Origin of the sequence: Lysobacter sp. 22409 (assembly GCF_052045105.1) — a bacterium.
In the GTDB taxonomy this organism is placed as follows: Bacteria; Pseudomonadota; Gammaproteobacteria; order Xanthomonadales; family Xanthomonadaceae; genus Lysobacter; species Lysobacter antibioticus_B.
The window spans coordinates 180,279-203,342 of the sequence record NZ_JBQEOE010000003.1 but is presented as its reverse complement, the minus strand read 5'-3'; the positions used below and the strand labels follow the sequence as shown (position 1 = coordinate 203,342).

Below are 23,064 nucleotides of genomic sequence, written 5' to 3'. Positions count from 1 at the left end.
GTGTCGGAGAGGCCGAGGCCGCGCGGCGATGGACTCAGCGCGCGCTTTGCCGCGTGTCGACGATGCGCGCGGCTCGTACCGGCGTGGCCTGGTGGCGTTCGCGCGGCAACAGCGCATCGCTCGCGGTGGCGGTGATTTCGCAATAGGTCGCGCGGCAGTCGTCGTACTCGACTTCGCAGGCCAGTTGCTGTTCCGGCGTGACGGCGCTGCGGATGCAGGCGCGGTAGGGATAGAAACATTCCGGGCACGGCGGGGCCGCGAGTGCCTGGGTCATCGAAAGCAGGCTGCCGAGGGCGGCCGCACAAACGGCGGCGACGAGCAAGGGCGGTTTCATTCGAACTCCCTTTCAGTGAAGCGTGGGCCGGGAGGCGCGAGCGGCCTCGACGTACTGCGGCGTTTGAATCTCCTGTGCCGGATGCTGACCCGGCACCGTGCTTATGCCACGCACGCGGCGGGCCCGCCGTGACTCAGTTCACGGGCACGGCAGTGCTGCCGCCGCAGGCGGCTTTTCTGTGAACTGGAACTGGGCCGGCAAGCGGCTGCCGACGCCGGCGCGCCCACGCGCGTCGGCGCCCGCAGCGATGCGGCGCGGCGCTTACAAGGCCTGCTTGAAGACCTGCCCGTCCTTCATGACGAAATCGACCTTCATCACCGCGTTGATGTCCTCGAGCGGGTTGCCCGGCACGGCGACGATGTCGGCGCGCTTGCCGGCTTCGATCACGCCCTGGTCGTCGACGCCGAGCACTTCGGCGGCGCGGATCGTCGCCGCCTGCAAGGCCACCGCGGCGGGAATGCCGGCTTCGACCATGTAGAGGAATTCGCGTGCGTTGTCGCCGTGCGGGCCGACGCCCATGTCGGTGCCGAAGGCGATCTTGACGCCGTTCTTGTAGGCCTTGGCCGCGGTCTGCTGGATCAGCGAGCCGATCCGGGCCGCCTTCGGACGCACCACTTCGGGGAAGTAGCCGTCGATCTTGGCCTTGTCGGCGACGAAGCGGCCGGCGTAGATGGTCGGTACGTACCAGGTGCCTTTCTGCTTCATCAGCGACATCAGTTCGTCGGTCATGTAGGTGCCGTGCTCGATCGAGGTCACCCCGCCGAGCACCGCGCGCTTCATCCCTTCGGTGCCGTGCGCATGCGCGGCGACGCGATAGCCGTAGTCCTTGGCGGCGTCGACGATGGCCTTGACCTCGTCGACGGTGAACTGCGGCGCGTCGCCGGACTTGGCGTAGGACAGCACGCCGCCGGTGGCGGTGATCTTGATCACATCGCTGCCGTCCTTGTAACGCTGGCGCACCGCCTGGCGTGCTTCGTCGACCGAGTTGATCACGCCCTCGGTCGGGCCCGGCGGGCCGAGCAGATGCGAGAGGGTGGCGTTGTAGCCGTTGGTCGGGTCGGCATGGCCGCCGGTGGTGGCGATCGACTTGCCCGCGGCCCAGATGCGCGGGCCGGCGACCAGGCCCTGGTTGATCGCATCGCGCAGGTGCGGGCTGACTTCGCCGCCGAGGTCGCGCACGCTGGTGAAGCCGGCCATTAGGGTCTTGTTGGCATAGCCGACCGAACGGAAAGCGAAATCGACCGGGTCGAGGCGGAAGTCTTCTTCGTAGCTCTTCGGGCTGGACTGGTCGCCCAGGTGCACGTGCAGGTCGGTCCAGCCCGGCGTGCAGGTGTGGCCGGACAGGTCGACCGTGCGCGCGCCCGGCGCCTCGGCGCGGCCGTCGAGGACCTGCTCGACCTTGCCGTCGCGCACCACCACGGTGCGCGATTCCAGCAGTTTGCCGCTGCGCGCGTCGAACAATCGGCCGCACTGCAGTGCCATCGGTTCGGCCGCGACGGTGGGGGCGGCATAGGCCGGGGCGGCGGACAGGACGGCGATGACGGCGACGGCGAGACGGGTCATGTGCGGATTCCGGGACGAAGTTGGCCGATCTTAGCGGCCGATTCGGCCGCGCACCGTTGCCAAGGGTCATGCTTGACTGCAACTTGGGGGCCGATGCGGGCCGGCCGGACCGGAGGCCCGCATCGGCCGTACAGGCCCTTCGTCGGCATCCATCCGGTTCGTCCAGAACGAGTCGACCGTCATGATCAAGCTGTCGCTGTTGCTCGCCGCCGTCCTGTTGTCCGGGGCCGTCCAGGCCACCGATGTCCGCACCGCACCGGCTCCCGACCGCACCCGGGGCGGAGTCATCGGCAATCTGCCGAAGTTCTGCCCGATGGGGAAAACCGTCCGTCCGATCTACAACGAGAAGGGGCAGGTCGTCGCGTTCGAGTGCGTTTGAGCGCACGCCGGCGCCTGCGCCGGGGCGCTGCACCCTGGTCGCAGGCGTGAAAACCGAAGGCCGGTCCGCGAGGGCCGGCCTTCTTCGCAAGCGCCGGCGCGCGGCCGGCCAAGGCGGGCAGGACGGCCTGTCGCGGGTCTTGCGGCCGCAGCCGCGGCCGCCCGCGCATGGCGGGGCTTGGTGCGCTGCGGTAGGCTTGCCGGTCCTGTCCTTCCGCTCATGCCCGCCTGTGTCTACCGACGTCCCCCACGCCCCGCACGACCCCAAGAGTGAAACCAAGGCCTTCGACCCGAGCAGCGTCGAAACCGCCGCCCAAGGCTATTGGGACGCCACCCGCGCGTTCGAGGTCGACGAAACGTCGGACAAGCCCAAGTACTACTGCCTGTCGATGCTGCCGTACCCCTCGGGCGCGCTGCACATGGGCCATGTGCGCAACTACACCATCGGCGACGTGATCTCGCGCTACAAGCGCATGACCGGCCACAACGTGCTGCAGCCGATGGGCTGGGACGCATTCGGCCTGCCGGCCGAGAACGCCGCGATCAAGAACAAGACCGCGCCGGCGAAGTGGACCTACGCCAACATCGCCCACATGAAGGCGCAGCTCAAGACCATGGGCTATGCCATCGACTGGTCGCGCGAGTTCGCCACCTGCACGCCGGACTACTACGTCCACGAGCAACGCATGTTCGTGCGGCTGATGAAGCAGGGCCTGGCCTACCGCAAGAATTCGGTGGTCAACTGGGACCCGGTCGACCAGACCGTGCTCGCCAACGAGCAGGTCATCGACGGCCGCGGCTGGCGCACCGGTGCGCTGGTCGAGAAGCGCGAAATCCCGCAGTGGTTCCTCAAGATCACCGACTACGCCCAGGAGCTGCTCGACGGCCTGGACACGCTGCCGGGCTGGCCGGAAGCGGTCAAGACCATGCAGCGCAACTGGATCGGCCGCAGCGAAGGCCTGGAGATCCGCTTCGACGTGGTCGACGAGAACGGCGCCGCGGTCGAACCCTTGAACGTGTTCACCACCCGCCCCGACACCTTGATGGGCGTGACCTTCGTATCGATCGCCGCCGAGCATCCGCTGGCCGCGCTCGCCGCACAAAGCGACAGCGACCTGGCCGAGTTCATCGCCGAGCTGCGCTGCGGCGGCGTGTCCGAAGCCGAGCTGGAAACCCAGGAAAAGCGCGGCCGCGACACCGGCCTGCGCGCGATTCATCCGATCAGCGGCGAAGCGCTGCCGGTGTTCGTCGCCAATTTCGTGCTGATGAACTACGGCACCGGCGCGGTCATGGCCGTGCCCGGCCACGATCAGCGCGACTGGGAATTCGCCAAGCGCTATCAGCTGCCGGTCAAGACCGTGATCGTGCCCGATGCGGTGCGCGACGCGCTCGCCGAGATCGGCGAGGACGTTGCCACCCAGCACAAGGACCCGATGCGCAGCGCCCTCGGCGGCGCGGCCTCGGTCGACGTCTACGGCACCACCGCCGCGGTGCAGGTGGTCGAGGAATTCCAGAGCGGCATCGACGAGCAGGGCGCCTGGACCGAGCGCGGCTGGCTGGTCAATTCCGGCGACTTCGACGGCCTGGATTTCCAGCAGGCGCTCGACGCCCTGGCGACCAAGCTGGAGGCCGAAGGCCGCGGCGCGCGCCGGGTCAACTACCGCCTGCGCGACTGGGGCGTGAGCCGCCAGCGCTATTGGGGCTGCCCGATCCCGGTGATCCTGTGCCCGAGCTGCGGCGACGTGCCGGTGCCGGAGAACCAGTTGCCGGTGGTGCTGCCGGAAGACGTAGCCTTCAGCGGCGTGACCTCGCCGATCAAGGCCGACCCGGAATGGCGCAAGACCACCTGCCCGCAGTGCGGCGGCGCGGCCGAGCGCGAAACCGATACTTTCGACACCTTCATGGAGTCGAGCTGGTACTACGCGCGCTACACCTCGCCGGGCGCTTCCGAGCAGGTCGACGGCCGCGCCAACTACTGGCTGCCGGTCGACCAGTACATCGGCGGCATCGAGCACGCGATCCTGCACCTGATGTATTTCCGCTTCTATCACAAGCTGCTGCGCGACCAGGGCCTGGTGAACAGCGATGAGCCGGCGACCAACCTGCTGACCCAGGGCATGGTCATCGCCGACACCTTCTATCGCGACAACGGCGACGGCTCGAAGGACTGGATCAATCCGGCCGACGTCGAGATCGTGCGCGACGAACGCGGCCGCATCACCGGCGCCGCGCTCAGGGCCGACGGCCAGCCGGTGCAGATCGGCGGCACCGAGAAGATGTCGAAGTCGAAGAACAACGGCGTCGACCCGCAGTTGATGGTCGGCAAGTTCGGCGCCGACACGGTGCGTCTGTTCTCGATGTTCGCCGCGCCGCCGGACCAGTCGCTGGAGTGGAACGAAGCCGGTGTCGAAGGCATGGCGCGCTTCCTGCGCCGTCTGTGGACGATGGTCCACAAGCACGCCGCCGACGGCGCCGCGCCGGCGCTCGATATCGCCAGCCTGGACGCCGCGCAGAAGACCCTGCGCCGGCAGTTGCACGAGTGCATCCAGAAGGTCGGCGACGACTACGGCCGTCGCCACAGCTTCAACACCGCGATCGCCGCGGTCATGGAACTGCTCAATCACCTGGGCAAGTTCGACGATGCCAGCGGCAACGGCCGCGCCCTGCGCCAGGAAGCGCTGGCGGCGATCGTGTTGCTGCTTAACCCGATCACCCCGCATGCCAGCCACGCGCTGTGGCAGGTGCTGGGGCACGACGAAACCCTGCTCGAAGACCTGCCGTTCCCGGCGGTCGACACCTCGGCGCTGGCGCGCGACGCGGTGACCTTGGCGGTGCAAGTCAACGGCAAACTGCGCGGCACCATCGAAGTGCCGGTCAACGTCGCCAAGGAAGACGCCGAGCGTTTGGCCTTGGCCGAACCGAACGTGGTCAAGTTCATGGAAGGCCTGACCGTGCGCAAGGTGATCGTGGTGCCGGGCAAGATCGTCAACATCGTCGCGAGCTGAGTCGTCGCGCCGGGCCGGTAAGGGCGAAGGCACAGCAACAGCAAATCCCCCTGGCCCCCTCAACAGGGGGGCACCAGGTGGTCGTGTTGCTGTTTGCGTCCGTTGCTGAGCTGCCGTTGTTGCTTTCCCCCCTTTGTTGAGGGGAGTAGGGGGATTTGCTCTTGGCCCGCTGCAAGTCTCGTGTCGCTGCAAGTCATTGCATCGCCTCCTCACCCAATCCACCCAGCCTGCCATGACTCCCATCCTCTATTGCCACCCCGATTCCGGTTTCAGCTACAAGGTCGCTTTGGCCCTGCGCCTGCTCGGTATCGACTTCGAGCAGCGCCACGTCGATATCCGCAGCCCGCGCGATCAGCGTTCGCAGGAGTTCCGCGAGCTCGCCGCGCACGGCGAAGTGCCGGTGCTGCGCATCGACGATCTGGTGCTGTGCCAGTCGAACGTGATCCTCGACTACCTGGCGACCCGCGCCGGCGCGCTCGACGGCCAGACCATCGAACAACGCCTGCACGTGCGCGAATGGCTGTCGTGGGAAGCCAACCGGGTCAGCCTCAACGTCGCGCATTCGCGCTACGGCCGTCAGTTCGGCCACTACGATCCGGCGGTGTTGGCCTGGTACGACCGCCGCTCGCTCGCCGATCTCGATCGCCTGCAGGCGCAGTTGAGCCGGACGCCGTGGCTGGCGGGCGAGGCGCCGACCATCGCCGATGTCGCCTGCAGCGGCTATCTGTTCTTCACCGTCGAGCCCTGGGCCGAGGCCGCCGGTTTCGCGATGCGCGACTGGCCGGAACGCTGGCCGGCGGTGCAGGCCTGGCTCGACCGGCTCATGGCCCTGCCGGGCGCGCAGACGCCGCAGGCGCTGTTCGCGGGGCACGCGATCCGTTACTGAGCGCCGACGGCGTCGCCGGATCGGCGCGCCGCTCGTGCCCCGAACGCGGGCGCAGACGCAGCCACGGCTGCGACCGCTTCGACGCCAATGCGGTTCAGGCTTCCTATTGATGCCCGAAGCCGCCTCGTCCAGACTTCGCCACATGACGCCTCGCACCCCCTTTCTCCGCGCGACCGCCCGCACCTCGCTGGCGGTCCTCGTGCTGGCCTTGTCGGCCTGCGGTTTCCAGTTGCGCCAGGCCCTGACCCTGCCGCCGGACCTCGGTCCGGTGCGGGTGGTCTCCGCCGACCGCTACAGCCCGCTCGCCGAATCCCTGGCCCAGGCGCTGACCCGCGCCGGCGCGGTGCCGGCGACCGCCGATTCCAGCGAAGTGGCGGTGCTCGATCTGTTGTCCGAGCGTTGGGGCGACACCCCGGCCGCGCTCGACGAACTCGGCCGCGTGCAGGAATACAGCCTGCGCTATGCCGTCGCCTTCGAACTGCGCAAGGCCGACGGCACCGCCCTGGTGCCGCGCCAGAGCATCGAGCTGGCGCGCGACTACGTCTCCAACCCGGTCAACGCGATCGGTACCGAAGGCGAACGCGAAATCCTGATGCGCGAAATGCGTCGCGAGATGAGCGCCGCGGTGTTGCGCCGCGTCGGCGCCGTCAGCGAACGGCGTTGATCTTCGCTCACCGCTTGCGTCGGCGATCATGGAACTGACGCCCGAGCGTCTGCTCGCCCAGCTCGACAGCGAAGCCCTGCGGCCGGTCTATCTGATCGCCGGGCCCGAGCCCTTGCGCGTGCTCGAAGCCGCCGACGCGGTGCGCGCCGCCGCGCGCAAGCAGGGCATCGACGAACGCGAGGTCTACGAGGCCGAAGGCAATCAACGCGAACCCGACTGGAACGCGTTGTCCGGCGCCTTCCGCGCGCCGAGCCTGTTCGCCAGCCGGCGCCTGATCGAGCTGCGCCTGCCCAGCGGCAAGCCAGGCAAGGAAGGCGCCGAAGTGATTTCCGATTTCTGCGCCGACCCGCCGCACGACGTCAACCTGCTGATCACCGCGGGCGAATGGAGCAAGCAGCACGGCGGCAAGTGGAGCGAAGCGGTGGGCCGCGTCGGCCATATCGCCGTGGCCTGGGCGATCAAGCCGCACGAACTGCCGGAATGGATCGAACGCCGCCTGCGCGCGCGCGGCCTGCGCGCCGATCGCGATGCGGTGCAGAGCTTGGCCGAGCGCGTCGAGGGCAATCTGCTCGCGGCCGCGCAGGAAGTCGACAAGCTCGCCCTGTTGTCCGACGGCGAGACCATCGACCTCGAACGCATGCAGACCCTGGTCGCCGATGCCGCGCGCTTCGACGTGTTCCGCGTGCTCGACGCGGCCATGAACGGGCAGGGCGGGCAGGTCTCGCGCATGCTCGCCGGCCTGCGCGCCGAAGGCGAGGCGGTGCCGGCCTTGCTCGGCATGGTGGTGATGGAATTGCAGCGCACCGCCGCATTGGCGCGGGTCAACGCGCGCGGCGGCAACATCAACGCCGAATTCAAGGCGCAGCGGATCTGGGACTCGAAGCAGCCGATGTACCGCCGCGCCCTGCAGCGTCACGACGCCCGCCGCTGGGAGGCCTTGTTGGCCCAGGCCGGCCGCGTCGACCGCATGGCCAAGGGCCGCGAGAGCGGCGATGCCTGGGTCGCGCTGGAGCGTTTGTTGCTGGCCGTCGCCGAGCCGCGCGCGCTGCGCCTGCTCGCGATGTCCGGCGCCTGAGTCGCCGCCCATGGGCTTGCTGGTCTTCTACGGCGGCACTTTCGATCCGATCCACGACGGCCATCTGGCGATCGCCCGCGCCGCGCGCGACACGCTGTGCGCGCAGGTCCGGCTGATGCCGGCCGCCGACCCGCCGCATCGCGCCTTGCCCGGCGCCAGCGCCGAGCACCGCGCGCGGATGCTCGACCTGGCCGTGGCCGGCGAAGACGAGCTCATGGTCGACCGGCGCGAACTGCGCCGCGAGGGCCGCTCCTATACGGTCGAGACCCTGCGCGAGGTCCGCGCCGAGGTCGGCCTGGAGCAGCCGCTGGCGCTGTTGGTCGGCGCCGACAGTTTTCTCGATTTGCCGAAGTGGAAAGAGTGGCAGGCCTTGTTCGGCCTGGCCCATTTCGTCGTCGCCGAGCGCCCCGGCAGCCCCCTCGAAGCCGAGCGCATCGCATTCGCAGCAGGTCGCGAGACAGCCCAGGTCGAGGCCTTGAGGCAGGCTCCGGCCGGACGGGTTTTCCGCCTGAACCAGCCGCTCCATGCCGAATCGGCCAGCCAGGTCCGTTCGCTGATCGCCGCCGGGCAGCCCTGGCGCGAATACGTTCCGGCGGCCGTCGCCGGCTATATAGAACGTCATGGTCTGTATGGGGTGCGAGCCCTGCGCGGCGCTTCGGTATAATCCCGGCACACTCCCCGTCACGCAGAGCCGATTTCCCCTTGACCAGCCAAGCCCAAGTCATCAAGACCCAGCTGCCGAACCCGCCGCCGCCGATCGCGTTGTTGCTCAAGACGGTCCACGCCGCGGTCGAAGAACTCAAGGCCAAGGATGTCGTCGAAATCGATGTGCGCGGCAAGAGCAGCGTCACCGATTACATGGTGATCGCCTCCGGCACCTCGACCCGTCACGTCAAATCCATCGCCAACGAAGTCGTCAAGTTCGCCAAGAACCTCGACGTCATGCCGCTGGGCGTCGAAGGCGAGCGCGAGGCCGAGTGGGTGCTGGTCGATCTGGGCGATGTCGTCGTCCATGTCATGCTGCCGCGCGTGCGCGAGTTCTACGCCCTCGAGCGCCTGTGGACGGTCGGCGACCAGCCGCCGCCGCCGGAAGGCTACGAAGGCAAGTTCGAGACCGACGACGAAGATCGCTTCTGAGAAGGCCGCGCCCGATCCGAAAGTTTCGCAGCGAAGCAACGACGGCGCCCCAGGGCGCCGTCGTCGTTTGCGGGTGCATGCCTCGCGCTTCGTAGCCACAGGCAACGGCGGCCGGGCCAGAACGCGCCCACCCTGGGCAAAGAAAAGGGCGCCCGAAGGCGCCCTTTGCAAAACGCGAACCGCGGGTATCAGTTGCGCGACTGCAGCTTCGACAGCAGGCGCAGGAACTCGATGTACAGCCACACCAGGGTCACCATCAGGCCGAACGCGCCGTACCACTCCATGTACTTCGGCGCGCCTTGCTCGACGCCGGTCTCGATGAAGTCGAAATCCAGCACCAGGTTCATCGCCGCGACCACCACCACGAACAGGCTGAAGCCGATGCCGATCAGGCCCGATTCGTGGATGTAGGGGATGTTGATGTTGAACAGGCCCAGCACCATCGTGGCCAGGTAGATCAGGAAGATGCCGCCGGTGGCCGCGGCCACGCCGAGCTTGAAGTTCTCGGTCGCCTTGATCAGGCCCGAGCGATACGCGAACAGCAGCGCGAACAGGGTGCCGAAGGTCAGCATGACCGCCTGGATCACGATGCCCGGGAACTTGGCCTCGAAGATCGACGAGATCGCGCCGAGGAAGAAGCCCTCGACCAGCGCGTACAGCGGCGCGGTGACCGGCGCCCAGGTCTTCTTGAAGGTGGTGACCAGGGCCAGGATCAGGCCGCCGATCGCGCCGCCCCAGACGTAGGGGCCGGCGCCGATCGCGCCGAGCTCGGTGATCTGGACCTGGCTCCAGGCGAAGGACGCGGTGATGACGGTCAGCAGCAACAACACGCCGGTCTTGTTGACCGTACCGTTCAGGGTCATCACCTGGTCGCCGCCGCGCACGACCGAGCCGGTGCCGAGGTCGAGGAAGGTCGAGTCCTTCAATGCGGGATTGCCGCTGCGCATGGTCTTGCTCCTTGGAAAAACGCGGTTTCGAGAATGAATACTAGATAGGGTCGAAGCATACATCGCACAAGCGGCGGCGGCTCGGGCAGGGCGGTGCGGCGCCGGTAACGCACGATTGACAGGGAGCAAAGCGCCGCCCACACTATGCGGCCTTTCGCGGTCTTGGCGTGTCGCGGGAGTCCCGGCTCGGGGTATAGCTCAGCCTGGTAGAGCGCCAGCTTTGGGAGCTGGATGTCGTGGGTTCGAATCCCTCTGCCCCGACCATCCATCGAGCAAGCTCGGCCGTCAGTTAAGATGTAATCTGGCGCCCGTAGCTCAACCGGATAGAGCACCGGCCTTCTAAGCCGGTGGTTGTGGGTTCGAGTCCCGCCGGGCGCGCCAAAAAAGTTTTCGTAAACGTGCGTTCGTGTTTCAATAACGTGCGTTGCAGTAGCAGGTTTATGGTGGATGTAGCTCAGTTGGTTAGAGCACCGGATTGTGATTCCGGGGGTCGCGGGTTCAAATCCCGTCTTCCACCCCAAAGTGTTGTGCGGCACTGATTTTTTCTGTATAGTTCCGCACCTGGTTTCACCGGGCTGTTAGCTCAGTTGGTAGAGCAGTTGACTCTTAATCAATAGGTCCAAGGTTCGAATCCTTGACAGCCCACCAAAATCGAAAGGCAGCTGGAGCGATCCAGCTGCCTTTTTCTTTGTCCGCGATTTTTGCCTGCAGTGCCTGCAATAAACGCGCGGCATTCGTCGCCGCCGAGCGGCGCGCGAACGCGGACGACGGCGGTCAGCGGTTGCCTTGCATCCACGAATAGGCGATCAAGGTCCGTGTCGTGGCCGGTGCGCATCGCCACGGCGCGCCGCCAAGGCGCAGGACTTCCCAACTGCATGCGAAGTCGGGCCGGCTGCCCGTGCCCGGGTGATCCTCCGATAGGTTGCGGTGGCTTGGGCGCGAGGCGCTTTTTTTCGGCGTGACGGCTAGAATGCGTCGGCCGCATCCACGCGATGCCGGCCCTGGGCGAAAGTGGCGGAATTGGTAGACGCACTGGATTTAGGTTCCAGCGGGTAACCCCCGTGCGGGTTCGAGTCCCGCCTTTCGCACCACGCAGGCGGGTCGGCGCCCATCCGCCATGAATGCACCATTGGCAGGATGACCCGACCGGCCCTCGGCCTGGCCGCGCCAGCCTCCGGCTTCAGGGGTTGCCCCAGCCAGCCGCCGTGCCAGCCACTCCCGTCCAGCCGGCTTCACTGCGCGCCAGACCGGCTCCAAACCGCCTCCGGCTGCGACCCAGGTCGCGAATTCCGCCGTTTCGGCCCCAGCAAGCCCGTCCGGACGGCTTTTCCGCCCCCAGGCGCTGGCAGGCCGGCCCGTAATCGGCCAAACTAGCAAGTTCCGCTGGCCGGCGAGGGTCTCGTCGATAACGGCGGCCGGACAAGATCATCAACATCGTGCTGCGGCGAGTGCCGTGGTCGCAGGAGTGGATATGCAAGTTTCGCTCGAATCGCTGGGCTCGCTCGAACGCCGACTGACCTTCAGCCTCCCGGCCGAGAACCTGGAAAACCAGGTCGGCGGCCGCCTGCGCGAAATCGCGCGCGGCGCCAAGATCAAGGGCTTCCGCCCCGGCAAGGTGCCGACCAAGGTCATCGAGCAGCGTTTCGGCGCGCAGGTGCGGGCCGAAATCCTCGACGGCATGCTGCGCGAAAGCTTCGGCAACGCCATCCGCGAGGAAAAGCTGCAGATCGCCGGTAACCCGCGCATCGAGCCGGCCAACGAAAGCGGCGAGACGCTGTCCTACGTGGCGACCTTCGAGGTCGTGCCGGACTTCGGCGACATCGACGTGGCCAAGCTCAACATCGTCCGTCACGTCGCCGAAGTCGCCGACGCCGACATCGACGCGATGATCGAAAACCTGCGCCTGCAGCGCCGCACCCTGAAGTCGGTCGATCGCGCCGCCCAGCAGGGCGACGTGGTCGAGCTGGAGACCTGGACCCAGGTCGGCGAGGAGCGTTTGCCGGCCGAAGGCGCCGAGCACGGCAGCACCGTGATCGGTTCGGAATCCATGTTCAAGCCGCTCGAGGACGCCCTGGTCGGCCTCAAGGCCGGCGAAGAAACGGTCGCCGAAGTCGAATTCCCGGCCGAATGGCGCGCCCCGCAGCTCGCCGGCCAGAAGGCCAGCGTGCACCTGAAGCTGAACCACGTCTCCGAGCCGGTCCTGCCGGACGTCGACGCCGAGTTCATCAAGAGCTTCGGCGTGAAGAGCGGCGATGCCGAGCAGTTCCGCAACGACATCCGCACCAACCTGGAGCGCGAGCTCAAGGGCGCGTTGATGACCCGCTTGCGCCGTGAAGTGGGCGAGCAGCTGATCGCCGCCTACGAGTCGGTCGAAATGCCGCCGAAGCTGGTCGAGAACGAAGCCCGCGACATGGTCTGGCAGACCGTCGAGCAGGCGCGCCGCCAGGGCCGCCAGATCGAAGCCCCGGCCGACGCTCACCTAAACTACATGGACGCAGCGCGCAAGCGCGTGCTGGTCGGCCTGCTGGTCGGCGAGATCGCCCGCCGCCACGAGCTGCGCCTGGAGCCCAAGCGCGTCAACGAGACCCTGCGCCTGATCGCCTCGACCTATGAGGAGCCGCAGCAGGTGATCGACCTGTACCGCAACGACCAGCAGCTGATGGCCGGCCTGCAGAACCGCGTGATGGAAGAGCAGGTGATCGACTGGATCGCCGAGCGCGCCCAGCACACCGAGCAGCCGCTGTCGTTCAGCGAAGCGATCCGCCCGGCCTGATCGGCGGCTTTCGAGCTTTCCCGATCGGGCGTGCTAGGCGGTAATGCCGCTTTTAGCAATCGCGCCTCTTGCGCTGCGGTCCGGCCGGCCCCAAGTTGGCCGGACCGCGCTTGCATTACAAGCGCACTCCACGTCAGCCAATAGGTGCCGTTGAAATGGACAACCGAACCAAAGCATTGAATCTGGTGCCGATGGTGGTCGAACAGACCAGCCGCGGCGAACGCGCCTACGACATCTATTCGCGCCTGCTCAAAGAGCGCGTGATCTTCCTCGTCGGCGGCGTCGACGACCATGTCGCCAACGTGATCGTGGCCCAGATGCTGTTCCTGGAGGCAGAGAATCCCGAAAAGGACATCAGCCTCTACATCAACTCGCCGGGCGGCGTGGTCACCGCCGGCATGGCGATCTACGACACCATGCAGTACATCAAGCCGGACGTGAGCACGATCTGCGTCGGCCAGGCCGCCAGCATGGGCGCGCTGCTGCTCGCCGCGGGCGCCAAGGGCAAGCGTTACGCCCTGCCGAACTCGCGCGTGATGATCCACCAGCCGCTCGGCGGCTTCCAGGGCCAGGCGACCGATATCGACATCCACGCCCGCGAGATCCTGACCCTGCGTCAGCGCCTCAACGAGATCCTCTCCAAGCACACCGGCCAGGCGCTGGAGACGATCGCGCGCGATACCGAGCGCGATAACTTCAAGAGCGCCGAAGCCGCGCGCGAATACGGCCTGATCGACCAGGTCCTCGAGCGCCGTCCCGACGACTCGGTCCAGGCTGCCTGACCGTTCGTCCAGACGCGCAAACCCTTGATCGCACTGGGTAACCGCCGCCAGTCCCGCCCGCAGGGCGGGGCCGGGGGGTGTGTTATTCTCGGGCTGCGATAGCCGAACGGCCATTACAGGCGCTTGCCGAGATGGCCAATCGGGAATATGAGTACGATTCGAGCACCAACGGGCCAAAGCATGACCGACGATCGACAAGGACGCAGCACGGGCGACAGCAACAAGATCCTGTATTGCTCGTTCTGCGGTAAAAGCCAGCATGAAGTCCGCAAGCTGATTGCGGGCCCGAGCGTCTTCATCTGCGATGAATGCGTCGAGCTGTGCAACGACATCATCCGCGAGGAGCTCGAGGAGAAGGCGCAGTCGGCCCGCAGCCATCTGCCGAAGCCGCGCGAGATTCTCGAAGTGCTCGACCAATACGTGATCGGCCAGCAGCGCGCCAAGCGCACCCTGGCGGTGGCCGTATACAACCATTACAAGCGCATCGAGAGCCGGCAGAAGAACGACGACGTCGAATTGTCGAAGTCGAACATCCTGCTGGTCGGCCCGACCGGTTCGGGCAAGACGCTGCTGGCCGAAACGCTGGCGCGCCTGCTCAACGTGCCGTTCACGATCGCCGACGCGACCACCCTGACCGAAGCCGGTTACGTGGGCGAAGACGTCGAGAACATCATTCAGAAGCTGCTGCAGAAGTGCGACTACGACGTCGAAAAAGCGCAGCAGGGCATCGTCTACATCGACGAAATCGACAAGATTTCGCGCAAGAGCGACAACCCGTCGATCACCCGCGACGTGTCCGGCGAAGGCGTGCAGCAGGCGCTGCTGAAGCTGATCGAAGGCACCATCGCCAGCGTGCCGCCGCAAGGCGGGCGCAAGCATCCGCAGCAGGAATTCCTGCAGGTCGACACGCGTAACATCCTGTTCGTGGTGGGCGGCGCGTTCGCCGGCCTGGACAAGATCATCCAGCAGCGCAGCACCGAGGCCGGCGGCATCGGTTTCGGCGCCAAGGTCAAGAGCAGCGAGCGCAAGATCGACATCGGCCGCATCCTGGCCGAGGTCGAGCCGGAAGACCTGATCAAGTTCGGCCTGATCCCCGAGTTCGTCGGCCGCCTGCCGGTGGTCGCCACGCTCGAGGAACTCGACGAAGCGGCGCTGATCTCGATCCTCACCGAGCCGAAGAACGCGATCACCAAGCAGTTCCGCAAGCTGTTCGAGATGGAGAGCGTCGAGCTCGAATTCCGTCCCGACGCGCTTGCGGCGATCGCCCGTCGCGCGCTCAAGCGCAAGACCGGCGCGCGCGGCCTGCGCACCATCGTCGAATCGGTCCTGCTGGACACGATGTACGAGCTGCCGTCGCTGGAGAACGTCAGCAAGGTGGTCGTCGACGAGTCGGTGATCGAGCACAAGTCCGAGCCGTACCTGATCTATCAGACGCCGCCGGCGCAGCCGAAGGTCGCTGCGGCCGAGTAAACCCCGAACGCCCCGGCCCTGCCGGGGCGTTTGCTATCCGGGGGCGGCAACGCCTGCTCCGGCCGCGCGTCGAAAGCCTGGGAGCTTCGGCTGGCTCGGGTGCGACCCGCCCAGACCCGCACCCAGCGCCCGCCTGCATCGCGGACCAGGCCCATGGCACCACGAGCGCCGCTCGCCGGCTCTCGCCTTGTCCGCGACGCGCGCCAAGCCAATCCCGCCAGGCCATCCCGCCGGGCCGTGCAGGCCGCCTTCCAGGACCTCCCTTGTCCGATCCGGCCCTCGGCCGGCGTCTGATCCGGTAAGGAGCCGCGCCATCGTGGCCCGGGAAGGGCGGCCGTCAACGCAAGCCGTAAGAACCGGCCGCAGCGGCCGGTTCCGTGCGCCCGGGCCGACTTCAGATGTCAGTACACGGTGATACTGAACGCTTGGCTGGAACATTGAGTGCCGTAATCGCCTCAATGTCTTGATTGGCAAGGGTTTGGCGCATGCTGGCGGCGTTGGGACCAATGTCGTGCTTGCATCGTTCGGGCGCCAACCCCATAAATCGGGCGTGGCCGCCGTAGTGGCTGCCTAACGCATACATCTGGAGTCCGCATGTCCGACCGTACCGAACACGAAATCCTGCAACTGCCGGTGCTGCCGCTGCGCGACGTGGTCGTGTTTCCGCACATGGTGATCCCGCTGTTCGTCGGCCGCGACAAGTCGATCCGCGCCCTCGATCTGGCGATGGAATCCGATAAGCGCATCCTGCTGGTCGCGCAGAAATCCGCCGAGACCGACGATCCGGTCGCCGAGGATCTGTACGAGATCGGCACGCTCGCGCAGGTGCTGCAGTTGCTCAAGTTGCCCGACGGCACCATCAAGGTCCTCGTCGAAGGCGTGTCGCGGGTCAAGGTCGGCGACGTCCTCGAACGCGACGGCGCGCTGTCCGGCCAGGCCGACGTGGTCGAGCCGGTGATCGACCGCGAAGAACGCGAAGTCGAGGCGATCGCGCGCTCGCTGATGGGCTTGTTCGAGCAGTACGTCAAGACCAATCGCAAGCTGCCGCCGGAGCTGATGCAGACCCTGGCCGGCATCGACGAACCCGGCCGTCTCGCCGACACCGTCGCCGCCCACCTGGGCGTGCGCATCGGCGACAAGCAGAAGCTGCTCGAGACCCACGCCATCGGCGCGCGCCTGGAACAGCTGGTCGGCCTCGTCGACGGCGAAATCGACGTGCAGCAGTTGGAGAAGCGCATCCGCGGCCGGGTCAAGTCGCAGATGGAGAAGAGCCAACGCGAGTACTACCTCAACGAGCAGATGAAGGCGATCCAGAAGGAGCTCGGCGAGATCGACGATGCGCCCAACGACGTCGACGAGCTCGCGCGCAAGATCGCCGAGGCAGGCATGCCCAAGCCGGTGGAAACCAAGGCCAAGGCCGAGCTCAACAAGCTCAAGCAGATGTCGCCGATGTCGGCCGAGGCCGCGGTCGTGCGCAACTATCTCGACTGGCTGCTCGGCGTGCCGTGGAAGAAGCGCAGCAAGATCCGCAAGGACCTCAAGGCCGCGCAGGACGTCCTCGACGCCGACCACTTCGGTCTGGAAAAGGTCAAGGAGCGCATCCTCGAATACCTCGCCGTGCAGACGCGGGTGAAGAACATGAAGGGCGCGATCCTGTGTCTGGTCGGTCCGCCGGGCGTGGGCAAGACCTCGCTGGGGCAGAGCATCGCCAAGGCCACCAACCGCAAGTTCGTGCGCATGTCGCTCGGCGGCGTGCGCGACGAGGCCGAGATCCGCGGCCACCGACGCACCTACGTCGGTTCGATGCCGGGCCGCATCGTCCAGAACCTCAACAAGGTCGGCAGCAAGAACCCGCTGTTCGTGCTCGACGAAATCGACAAGATGTCGATGGACTTCCGTGGCGACCCGTCTTCGGCATTGCTGGAAGTGCTCGATCCGGAACAGAACAATTCCTTCAACGATCACTACCTCGAAGTCGACCTCGACCTCAGCGAAGTGATGTTCGTGGCGACCTCGAACTCGCTCAACATTCCCGGCCCGCTGCTGGACCGCATGGAAGTGATCCGGATCCCGGGTTACACCGAGGAAGAGAAGCTCAACATCGCCATGCGCTATCTGCTGCCCAAGCAGATCAAGGCCAATGGTTTGAAGGTCGAGGAAATCAAGATCGCCGAATCGGCGGTGCGCGACATCGTGCGTTACTACACGCGCGAATCCGGGGTGCGCAACCTCGAGCGCGAGATCTCCAAGATCTGCCGCAAGGTGGTCAAGGAAATCGCCCTGGCCGGTCCGAAGCTCAAGAAGGACAAGGACGGCGCGATGAGCGTCGGTTCGAAGAATCTCGAGAAATACCTGGGCGTGCGCCGTTTCGATTTCGGCCGCGCCGAAGAGCAGAACGAGATCGGCCTGGTCACCGGCCTGGCCTGGACCGAAGTCGGCGGCGACCTGCTCCAGGTCGAAGCCACCCTGGTGCCGGGCAAGGGTCAGCTGATCCTGACCGGCCAGCTCGGCGACGTCATGAAGGAATCCGCATCGGCGGCTTTGTCGGTGGTGCGTTCGCGCGCCGAACGGCTCGGCATCGACGTCGAGTTCCTGCAGAAGCACGACGTGCACGTGCACGTGCCCGAAGGCGCGACGCCGAAGGACGGCCCGAGCGCGGGCATCGGCATCGCCACCGCATTGGTGTCGATGTTGACCAAGAACGCGGTCAAGGCCGACGTCGCGATGACCGGCGAAATCACCTTGCGCGGACGCGTACTGCCGATCGGCGGGCTCAAGGAAAAATTGCTCGCGGCGCTGCGCGGCGGCATCCGCACCGTGATCATTCCCGAGGAGAACCGCAAGGATCTTTCCGACCTGCCCAAGAGCGTGATGCAGGGCCTCAAGATCGTGCCGGCGCGTTGGATCGACGAGGTGCTCGACCTTGCGCTGGAACGTCCCATCGCACCGACGCCGCCCTCCGGCGAGGGCGAGCTGCCGGTGCGCGACGGCGGCAAGACGGCTGCGCAGCCCGACGTCAAGCATTAAGTCGGGCCGTCGGTCGGAAACCCGAAAAAAGCGCTGAAAGCCGCGTCGCTGCTAGCTTTCACGCTTGCGCCCCCAAAATGCCGCTGGTATAACGACCGCAACCGCGCTGCAGGAAATCCTGCTTCTGCAGCGCGGCACGCTTGATCGGGACGTACGCCTGCTGGCGTAGATCCGATTCTCAGAACACGCGGTCCAATCCGCACAGGAGTCAAGAAAATAATGAACAAGGCCGATCTCGTAGGGGCAGTTGCCGAAACCGCCGAGCTGTCGAAGACCGACGCTACCGCCGCCGTCGATGCATTGATCGACGTCGTCACCAAGGCGCTCAAGAAGGGCGACACTGTTACGCTCGTAGGCTTCGGTACCTTCCAGGTGCGCGCGCGCGCCGCCCGCCAGGGTCGCAATCCGAAGACCGGCGAAACGATCAAGATCGCAGCGTCGAAGAATCCTTCCTTCAAGGCTGGCAAGGCGCTGAAGGATGCTGTAAACTAAGCAGCTCGCCGGCGGTGCCTGGGGCATCGCCAAGCAGAATCCGATGCACTCGGGTGCTTAGCTCAGCGGTAGAGCGTCTCCTTTACACGGAGAGGGTCGGGGGTTCGAAACCCTCAGCACCCACCAGTCTCGCTGGTCTTTCTGCCAAGACGTCATCCGAAAGATGAAGTCAGGCAAGACACACGAGTCAGGATTCGGTTGAAAGAGTTCAAAACGCGGAGTGGTAGTTCAGTCGGTTAGAATGCTGGCCTGTCACGCCGGAGGTCGCGGGTTCGAGTCCCGTCCACTCCGCCAGTTTTGCCAAAGGCGCCGGGAACGGCGCCTTTGTTTTATATAAGTGAGAGCATTCGTTTTTTTGCGCGATCGCGGCGCGGCGGATGCGGAAGTTTCAAAACGCGGAGTGGTAGTTCAGTCGGTTAGAATGCTGGCCTGTCACGCCGGAGGTCGCGGGTTCGAGTCCCGTCCACTCCGCCAGTTTTGCGAAGGCGCCGGAAACGGCGCCTTTTTTTATGCCTGCGATTCGGGCGCAGCCTGCGGCCGCGGCCCCCCGCCGGCCTCGCCGCCACAGCCACGGCCACGGCCGGCATCCGCCGTCGTCCTGCTGCAGGTCGGCCCGCAGCGGGGCCCGCCTGCAGCGGAACCGCTCGCGCAGCCGCCGTTTTTCGCGCCGCAGCATCCGGCCCGACCCGTCCGCAGCCCGTCCGCCGGCCCCGGCCGGTCGCCCGGAATGGGACCGTCGTCGCCCCATCCGCCTGGGGACCGGAACCGCGCTAAACTGTCCGGCTTACGACTGAACGCGACTCGGACATGCTGCAGACACTTCGCGACAAGACCTCGGGCTGGATCGCCACCGTGATCCTCGGCTTGCTGATCATTCCCTTCGCCTTCGTCGGCATCGAGCAATACCTCGTGCAGCGCGTCGACAGCTCGGTCGCGCGGATCGACATGGCCCCGTCGTGGTGGCGTTCGGCGCCGTCGTGGTGGCCGGCCTCGATGCTGTGGAAGCACGAGTCGATCGACGCACAGGAATTCAATACGCGCTTCCAGCAAGAACGCGATCGCCGCCGCGCCGCCGAAGGCGAAGCCTTCGATGCGCGCGAGTTCGAGAAGCCCGAGAGCAAGCGCGCGATACTGGAAACGCTGATCGACGAGCGCGTGCGCAAGCTCGCCGCCGAAGTCGACGGCCTGGCGGTCAGCGATGCGCTGGTCATCAAGACCATCCAGGCGGTCCCGGAATTCCAGGACAGCACCGGCAAGTTCAACCAGGAGCGCTACGTGCTCGGCCTGCAGATGCGCCAGCCGGCGCAGACGCCGACCGAGTTCGAGCAGTTCGTGCGCGCCCGCCTCATGGAAACCCTGCTGACCGGCGGTATCGGCCAGAGCAACTTCCTTACCCACGCCGAAATCGACCGCCTGATCAAGCTCATGGGCGAACGCCGCGACGTCAGCCTGGTGATGCTGCCGCCGCCGACCCCGGACACCGCCGAGGTCAGCGCCGCCGACATCCAGAAGTGGTACGACGGCCACGCCAAGGATTTCCGCGCGCCCGAGAGCGTCAACCTCGAATACGTCGAGATCAACGGCGCGACCCTGCCGCCGCCGCCGCTGCCGACCGAGAAGGCGTTGCAGGACCGTTACGAGGCTGAGAAGAGCCGCTTCATCGCCCAGGAACAGCGCCTGATCTCGCACATCCAGGTCAACGTCGCCTCCGGCTCCGATGCCGCGGCGCAGAAGGCCGCCGAGCAGAAGGCCGCGCAGCTCGCGACGCAGGCCAAGGCCGCCGGCGCCGATTTCGCCGCGATCGCCCGCGCCAACAGCGACGACCTCGGCTCCAAGGCCGCCGGCGGCGAGCTGGGCTGGGTCAGCAAGGGCGACATCCCGGGCGCGTTCGAAGACGCCGCGTTCAAGCTCAAGGTCGGCGAGATCAGTGCGCCGGTGAAGGACGACAGCGGCTGGCACGTGATCGTGGTGCGCGAGGTCAAGAGCGGCGAGCAACAGCCGTTCGCGCTGGTCCGCGACGCGCTGCTGCGCGAAGAGACCGAAACCAGCCGCGAGCGCAACTTCAACGACTTCTCGGCCAAGCTGGTCGACCTGGTCTACAAGAACCCGACCTCGCTCGACGGTCCGGCCAAGGCGATGAACCTGCCGGTGCAGAAGGTCGGCCCGGTCACCCGCGATGCCGCGGCCAACGGCCAGGGCATCGGCGCCCACCCGGCGGTGATCCGCGCCGCGTTCTCGGATGCGCGCCTGCAGGACAACACGGTCAGCGATCCGATCGAGATCGGCCAGGAGCACAGCGTGCTGATCCGCGTCGTCTCGCATACGCCGGAACGCGCGCTGCCGCTGGCCCAGGTCCGCGACAAGGTGATCGCCGCGGTGCGCACCGATCGCGGCATCAAGGCCGCGCAGAAGGAAGCCGATGCGCTGGTCGCGCGCATCAACGGCGGCGAAGCGATCGCCGCGGTGGCCGCTTCCAAGCAGCTGACGGCCCCGGAAACGATCCCGGACGTCGCCCGCGGCATGCCGCTGCCGACCCCGGAAGTCAGCGAAGCGATCTTCGCCCTCAAGGCGCCGGCCGAAGGCAAGGTCGCCGCCGGCAAGTCGGCGCTCGCCGACGGCCGCGTGGTCCTGTTCGCGGTCAACAAGGTCAAGCCGGGCAGCAAGTCGGAAATCCCGGCCGCCCAGCTCGACATGCTGCGCACGCAGATCTCGCAGATGGGCGGTTACGAAGAAAGCCGCGAACTGACCACGGCGCTGCGCAAGCGCGTGCAGATCAAGGTGATCGAAGAAAACCTGCGCTGATCCTTGGCGCTGCGGAAACTCGAAGGCCCGGCATTGCCGGGCCTTCTTTATTTGCGGCCGAGTTTGCGACCGACCGGATTCGCTATCGCCGGGCCGNGGCGCCGCGATGCGCGCAGGGCTGTTAGCCCACGCTCACAAGGGACCGCGTTCCCAGGGGCCGGTGATCGCGAAGGTGATGCCCGGCGACTGCATGTTGACGAACAAGGTGCGCGCGGCCGGGTCCCAGCAGGCGCCGCAGAATTCGCTGTCGCGGTAATCGCCTTCGGCGACGTGCTTGCCGGCGTTGGCGATCTGGGTCGAGGTCAGCTCGGCGTTGTTCTTGCACAGATAGAACGATTCGCCGCCGCGGGTCAGACCGACCAGGCGCGTGCCCGGGCCGTACTCGTCGGGGCTGCCGGCCGGCGCCGCATCCGGGTCTTCGCACAGCACCACGCCACCGCGCGCGTTGACGGTGATGTTGTCGGGATTGTGCGCGGCGAGCTGGTGGCTGCTGACGAACAGCGCGCGCATGCGCTGGGTGAACAGATCCAGCACCCACACCGCGCCGTTGCCGCGTCCCTTGCGGCCCTGGGCGTCGGTGCCGTTGCTGGTGTCGACGATGAACAACTTGCCGTAGCTGTACCAGATGCCTTCGCCGCGGCTCATGCGCAGGCCGCCTTCGCTCCAGGCCTGGGCGAACGGGCCGCTGAGGGTGTCGCCGGCGCCGATGTCGGGGAAACCGCTCGGTGCGGCGATCGAGTCCAAATCCGGATCCGGGATGTCGACCCATTCGAGTTGGTATTCGGCGCCGATACTGACGGCGGTGAGGTCGGCGTTGGGCTTGCCGCGCACACGCGCGGCCTGCAGGCGGCCGCCGTGTTCGAGCGAGCCGTGGCAGCCGGCGCGGCGGTTCGGAATGAAGCGATAGAAGCCGGACTTGTTGCGGTCGTCTTCGGTCAGATAGACGATGCCGGTGCGCGGATCGATCGCCACCGCCTCGTGGCTGAAGCGGCCCATCTCGACGATCGGGCGGCCGCTGGTGCGTTCGCTGCGCGGGTCGACCTCGAACACGTAGCCGTGCTTGTGGCCGGTGCTGGAGACCGCGTTGCTCTTGATCTCCTCGCAGCTCAGCCAGGTGCCCCACGGGGTCGGGCCGCCGGCGCAATTGACCAGGGTGCCGCCGAGGCTCGGTTCGACGCCGCGCCATTCGTCGCCGTGGCGGCCTTCGCCGGAGCGATAGCGCAAGGTGGTGGTGCCGCCGCCGGGCTGGCCGCCGCTGACGGTGCCGGTGTCGTACATGCCCGGCGCGCGGATCGGGGTGGAGCCGGCGCCGCGTTCGTGGTTGCGGATCAGGATCAGTTCGCTGCGGCCGTGGCCGCGGCCGTGCGGATGCTGGCCGCCGCGATGCGTGGCGACCACGGCCATGCCGTCGTGACGGTCCGGGCAGACCTGGCCATCGTCCATGCGGTCGCCGCTCCAGGCGAACGAGCGATAGCTGAAGCCGCGCGGCAACTGCAGCAAGGGCAGGCCGGTACTGAGGTCGGCGACCGGCGCCAGCGCGCCGTAGCGGCTCGGGACGGGGGAAAGCCGGGTCGGATCGGTCGCAGCGGCGGCCTGACGCGTGTACAGCGCGCTCAGACTGCCCATCGCGCCGATCGCCATGGCGGCGGCGCTGCTCTTGATGACCTGGCGGCGGGAGGGATCGAAAGCATCCATCGTAGAAACTCCTGCGGGGCTGGGGTGGGGCGGG

At 66.8% G+C, this 23,064-nt stretch carries 17 protein-coding genes and 8 tRNA genes; 21 read left to right on the top strand and 4 right to left on the bottom strand.

The annotated features are described in order from the left end of the window. Positions 1-34: 34 nt before the first annotated feature. Both ACTJJK_RS02940 and ACTJJK_RS02935 read right to left on the bottom strand, forming a co-directional pair. Entirely contained in the window at positions 35-334 is a 300-nt protein-coding gene (locus ACTJJK_RS02940) for a hypothetical protein (protein WP_440729405.1), read from the bottom strand. 261 nt (positions 335-595) lie between these two features. Further along, the gene (locus ACTJJK_RS02935) at positions 596-1,897 is read right to left on the bottom strand and encodes an amidohydrolase family protein (protein WP_440729404.1); all 1,302 of its coding nucleotides are present in this window, start codon (positions 1,895-1,897) and stop codon (positions 596-598) included. 181 nt (positions 1,898-2,078) lie between these two features. On the opposite strand from ACTJJK_RS02935, the gene ACTJJK_RS02930 reads away from it, so the two are divergent. The 7 genes from ACTJJK_RS02930 to rsfS all read left to right on the top strand — a co-directional run bounded on the left by ACTJJK_RS02930 (position 2,079) and on the right by rsfS (position 9,042). Then, complete coding sequence (locus ACTJJK_RS02930; RefSeq protein WP_031372497.1) at positions 2,079-2,276, top strand: hypothetical protein; 198 nt, start codon at positions 2,079-2,081, stop codon at positions 2,274-2,276. A gap of 229 nt (positions 2,277-2,505) precedes the next feature. Further along, positions 2,506-5,280 (top strand): leucine--tRNA ligase, encoded by a 2,775-nt coding sequence (gene leuS, locus ACTJJK_RS02925; RefSeq protein WP_440729403.1) that lies wholly within the window; start codon positions 2,506-2,508, stop codon positions 5,278-5,280. 232 nt (positions 5,281-5,512) lie between these two features. After that, the gene (locus tag ACTJJK_RS02920) at positions 5,513-6,166 is read left to right on the top strand and encodes a glutathione S-transferase family protein (protein ID WP_223619325.1); all 654 of its coding nucleotides are present in this window, start codon (positions 5,513-5,515) and stop codon (positions 6,164-6,166) included. 142 nt (positions 6,167-6,308) lie between these two features. Further along, on the top strand, positions 6,309-6,830 hold the full coding sequence (locus ACTJJK_RS02915; RefSeq protein ID WP_051885094.1) for an LPS-assembly lipoprotein LptE: 522 nt from the start codon (positions 6,309-6,311) through the stop codon (positions 6,828-6,830). Positions 6,831-6,858: 28 nt separating this feature from the next. Continuing rightward, positions 6,859-7,905, top strand: a complete 1,047-nt coding sequence (gene holA / locus ACTJJK_RS02910) for a DNA polymerase III subunit delta (RefSeq protein WP_440729402.1) — start codon at positions 6,859-6,861, stop codon at positions 7,903-7,905. Between the two features lie 10 nt (positions 7,906-7,915). Continuing rightward, positions 7,916-8,569, top strand: a complete 654-nt coding sequence (gene nadD, locus ACTJJK_RS02905) for a nicotinate-nucleotide adenylyltransferase (protein ID WP_440729401.1) — start codon at positions 7,916-7,918, stop codon at positions 8,567-8,569. A 38-nt stretch (positions 8,570-8,607) separates the two neighbouring features. Beyond that, positions 8,608-9,042, top strand: coding sequence for a ribosome silencing factor (rsfS, locus tag ACTJJK_RS02900; RefSeq protein WP_036148873.1), 435 nt, complete (start codon positions 8,608-8,610; stop codon positions 9,040-9,042). 188 nt (positions 9,043-9,230) lie between these two features. Here the strand turns inward: rsfS and ACTJJK_RS02895 are convergent, their stop codons facing one another. Continuing rightward, positions 9,231-9,989 (bottom strand): Bax inhibitor-1/YccA family protein, encoded by a 759-nt coding sequence (locus ACTJJK_RS02895; protein WP_031372504.1) that lies wholly within the window; start codon positions 9,987-9,989, stop codon positions 9,231-9,233. Between the two features lie 187 nt (positions 9,990-10,176). Here ACTJJK_RS02895 and ACTJJK_RS02890 point away from each other — a divergent pair. From ACTJJK_RS02890 to ACTJJK_RS02825, 14 genes are all read left to right on the top strand, one after another. Next, a tRNA-Pro gene (locus tag ACTJJK_RS02890) sits at positions 10,177-10,253 on the top strand. Positions 10,254-10,293: 40 nt separating this feature from the next. Beyond that, positions 10,294-10,370 (top strand) — tRNA-Arg (locus ACTJJK_RS02885). Between the two features lie 62 nt (positions 10,371-10,432). Further along, positions 10,433-10,509 (top strand) — tRNA-His (locus ACTJJK_RS02880). Positions 10,510-10,561: 52 nt separating this feature from the next. Continuing rightward, positions 10,562-10,637 (top strand) — tRNA-Lys (locus ACTJJK_RS02875). Positions 10,638-10,994: 357 nt separating this feature from the next. Further along, a tRNA-Leu gene (locus ACTJJK_RS02870) sits at positions 10,995-11,080 on the top strand. A gap of 380 nt (positions 11,081-11,460) precedes the next feature. Continuing rightward, a complete protein-coding gene (gene tig, locus ACTJJK_RS02865; RefSeq protein WP_031372505.1) occupies positions 11,461-12,762 on the top strand; it encodes a trigger factor in 1,302 nt (433 codons plus the stop codon). Positions 12,763-12,917: 155 nt separating this feature from the next. Next, positions 12,918-13,544 (top strand): ATP-dependent Clp endopeptidase proteolytic subunit ClpP, encoded by a 627-nt coding sequence (gene clpP, locus ACTJJK_RS02860; RefSeq protein ID WP_031372506.1) that lies wholly within the window; start codon positions 12,918-12,920, stop codon positions 13,542-13,544. 180 nt (positions 13,545-13,724) lie between these two features. After that, positions 13,725-15,014: an ATP-dependent Clp protease ATP-binding subunit ClpX gene (clpX, locus tag ACTJJK_RS02855; protein ID WP_031372507.1), complete on the top strand. Its 1,290-nt coding sequence runs from the start codon at positions 13,725-13,727 to the stop codon at positions 15,012-15,014. 594 nt (positions 15,015-15,608) lie between these two features. Then, complete coding sequence (gene lon, locus ACTJJK_RS02850; protein WP_031372508.1) at positions 15,609-18,041, top strand: endopeptidase La; 2,433 nt, start codon at positions 15,609-15,611, stop codon at positions 18,039-18,041. 219 nt (positions 18,042-18,260) lie between these two features. After that, a complete protein-coding gene (locus tag ACTJJK_RS02845; protein WP_031372509.1) occupies positions 18,261-18,533 on the top strand; it encodes an HU family DNA-binding protein in 273 nt (90 codons plus the stop codon). 51 nt (positions 18,534-18,584) lie between these two features. Further along, a tRNA-Val gene (locus ACTJJK_RS02840) sits at positions 18,585-18,659 on the top strand. Between the two features lie 91 nt (positions 18,660-18,750). Further along, positions 18,751-18,827, top strand: a tRNA-Asp gene (locus ACTJJK_RS02835). 103 nt (positions 18,828-18,930) lie between these two features. Further along, positions 18,931-19,007, top strand: a tRNA-Asp gene (locus ACTJJK_RS02830). 333 nt (positions 19,008-19,340) lie between these two features. Continuing rightward, the gene (locus tag ACTJJK_RS02825; RefSeq protein ID WP_223619327.1) at positions 19,341-21,335 is read left to right on the top strand and encodes a peptidyl-prolyl cis-trans isomerase; all 1,995 of its coding nucleotides are present in this window, start codon (positions 19,341-19,343) and stop codon (positions 21,333-21,335) included. Positions 21,336-21,467: 132 nt separating this feature from the next. On the opposite strand, the gene ACTJJK_RS02820 is transcribed toward ACTJJK_RS02825, so the two are convergent. Then, the gene (locus ACTJJK_RS02820) at positions 21,468-23,030 is read right to left on the bottom strand and encodes an alkaline phosphatase PhoX (protein WP_223619328.1); all 1,563 of its coding nucleotides are present in this window, start codon (positions 23,028-23,030) and stop codon (positions 21,468-21,470) included. Between the last annotated feature and the right edge of the window lie 34 nt (positions 23,031-23,064).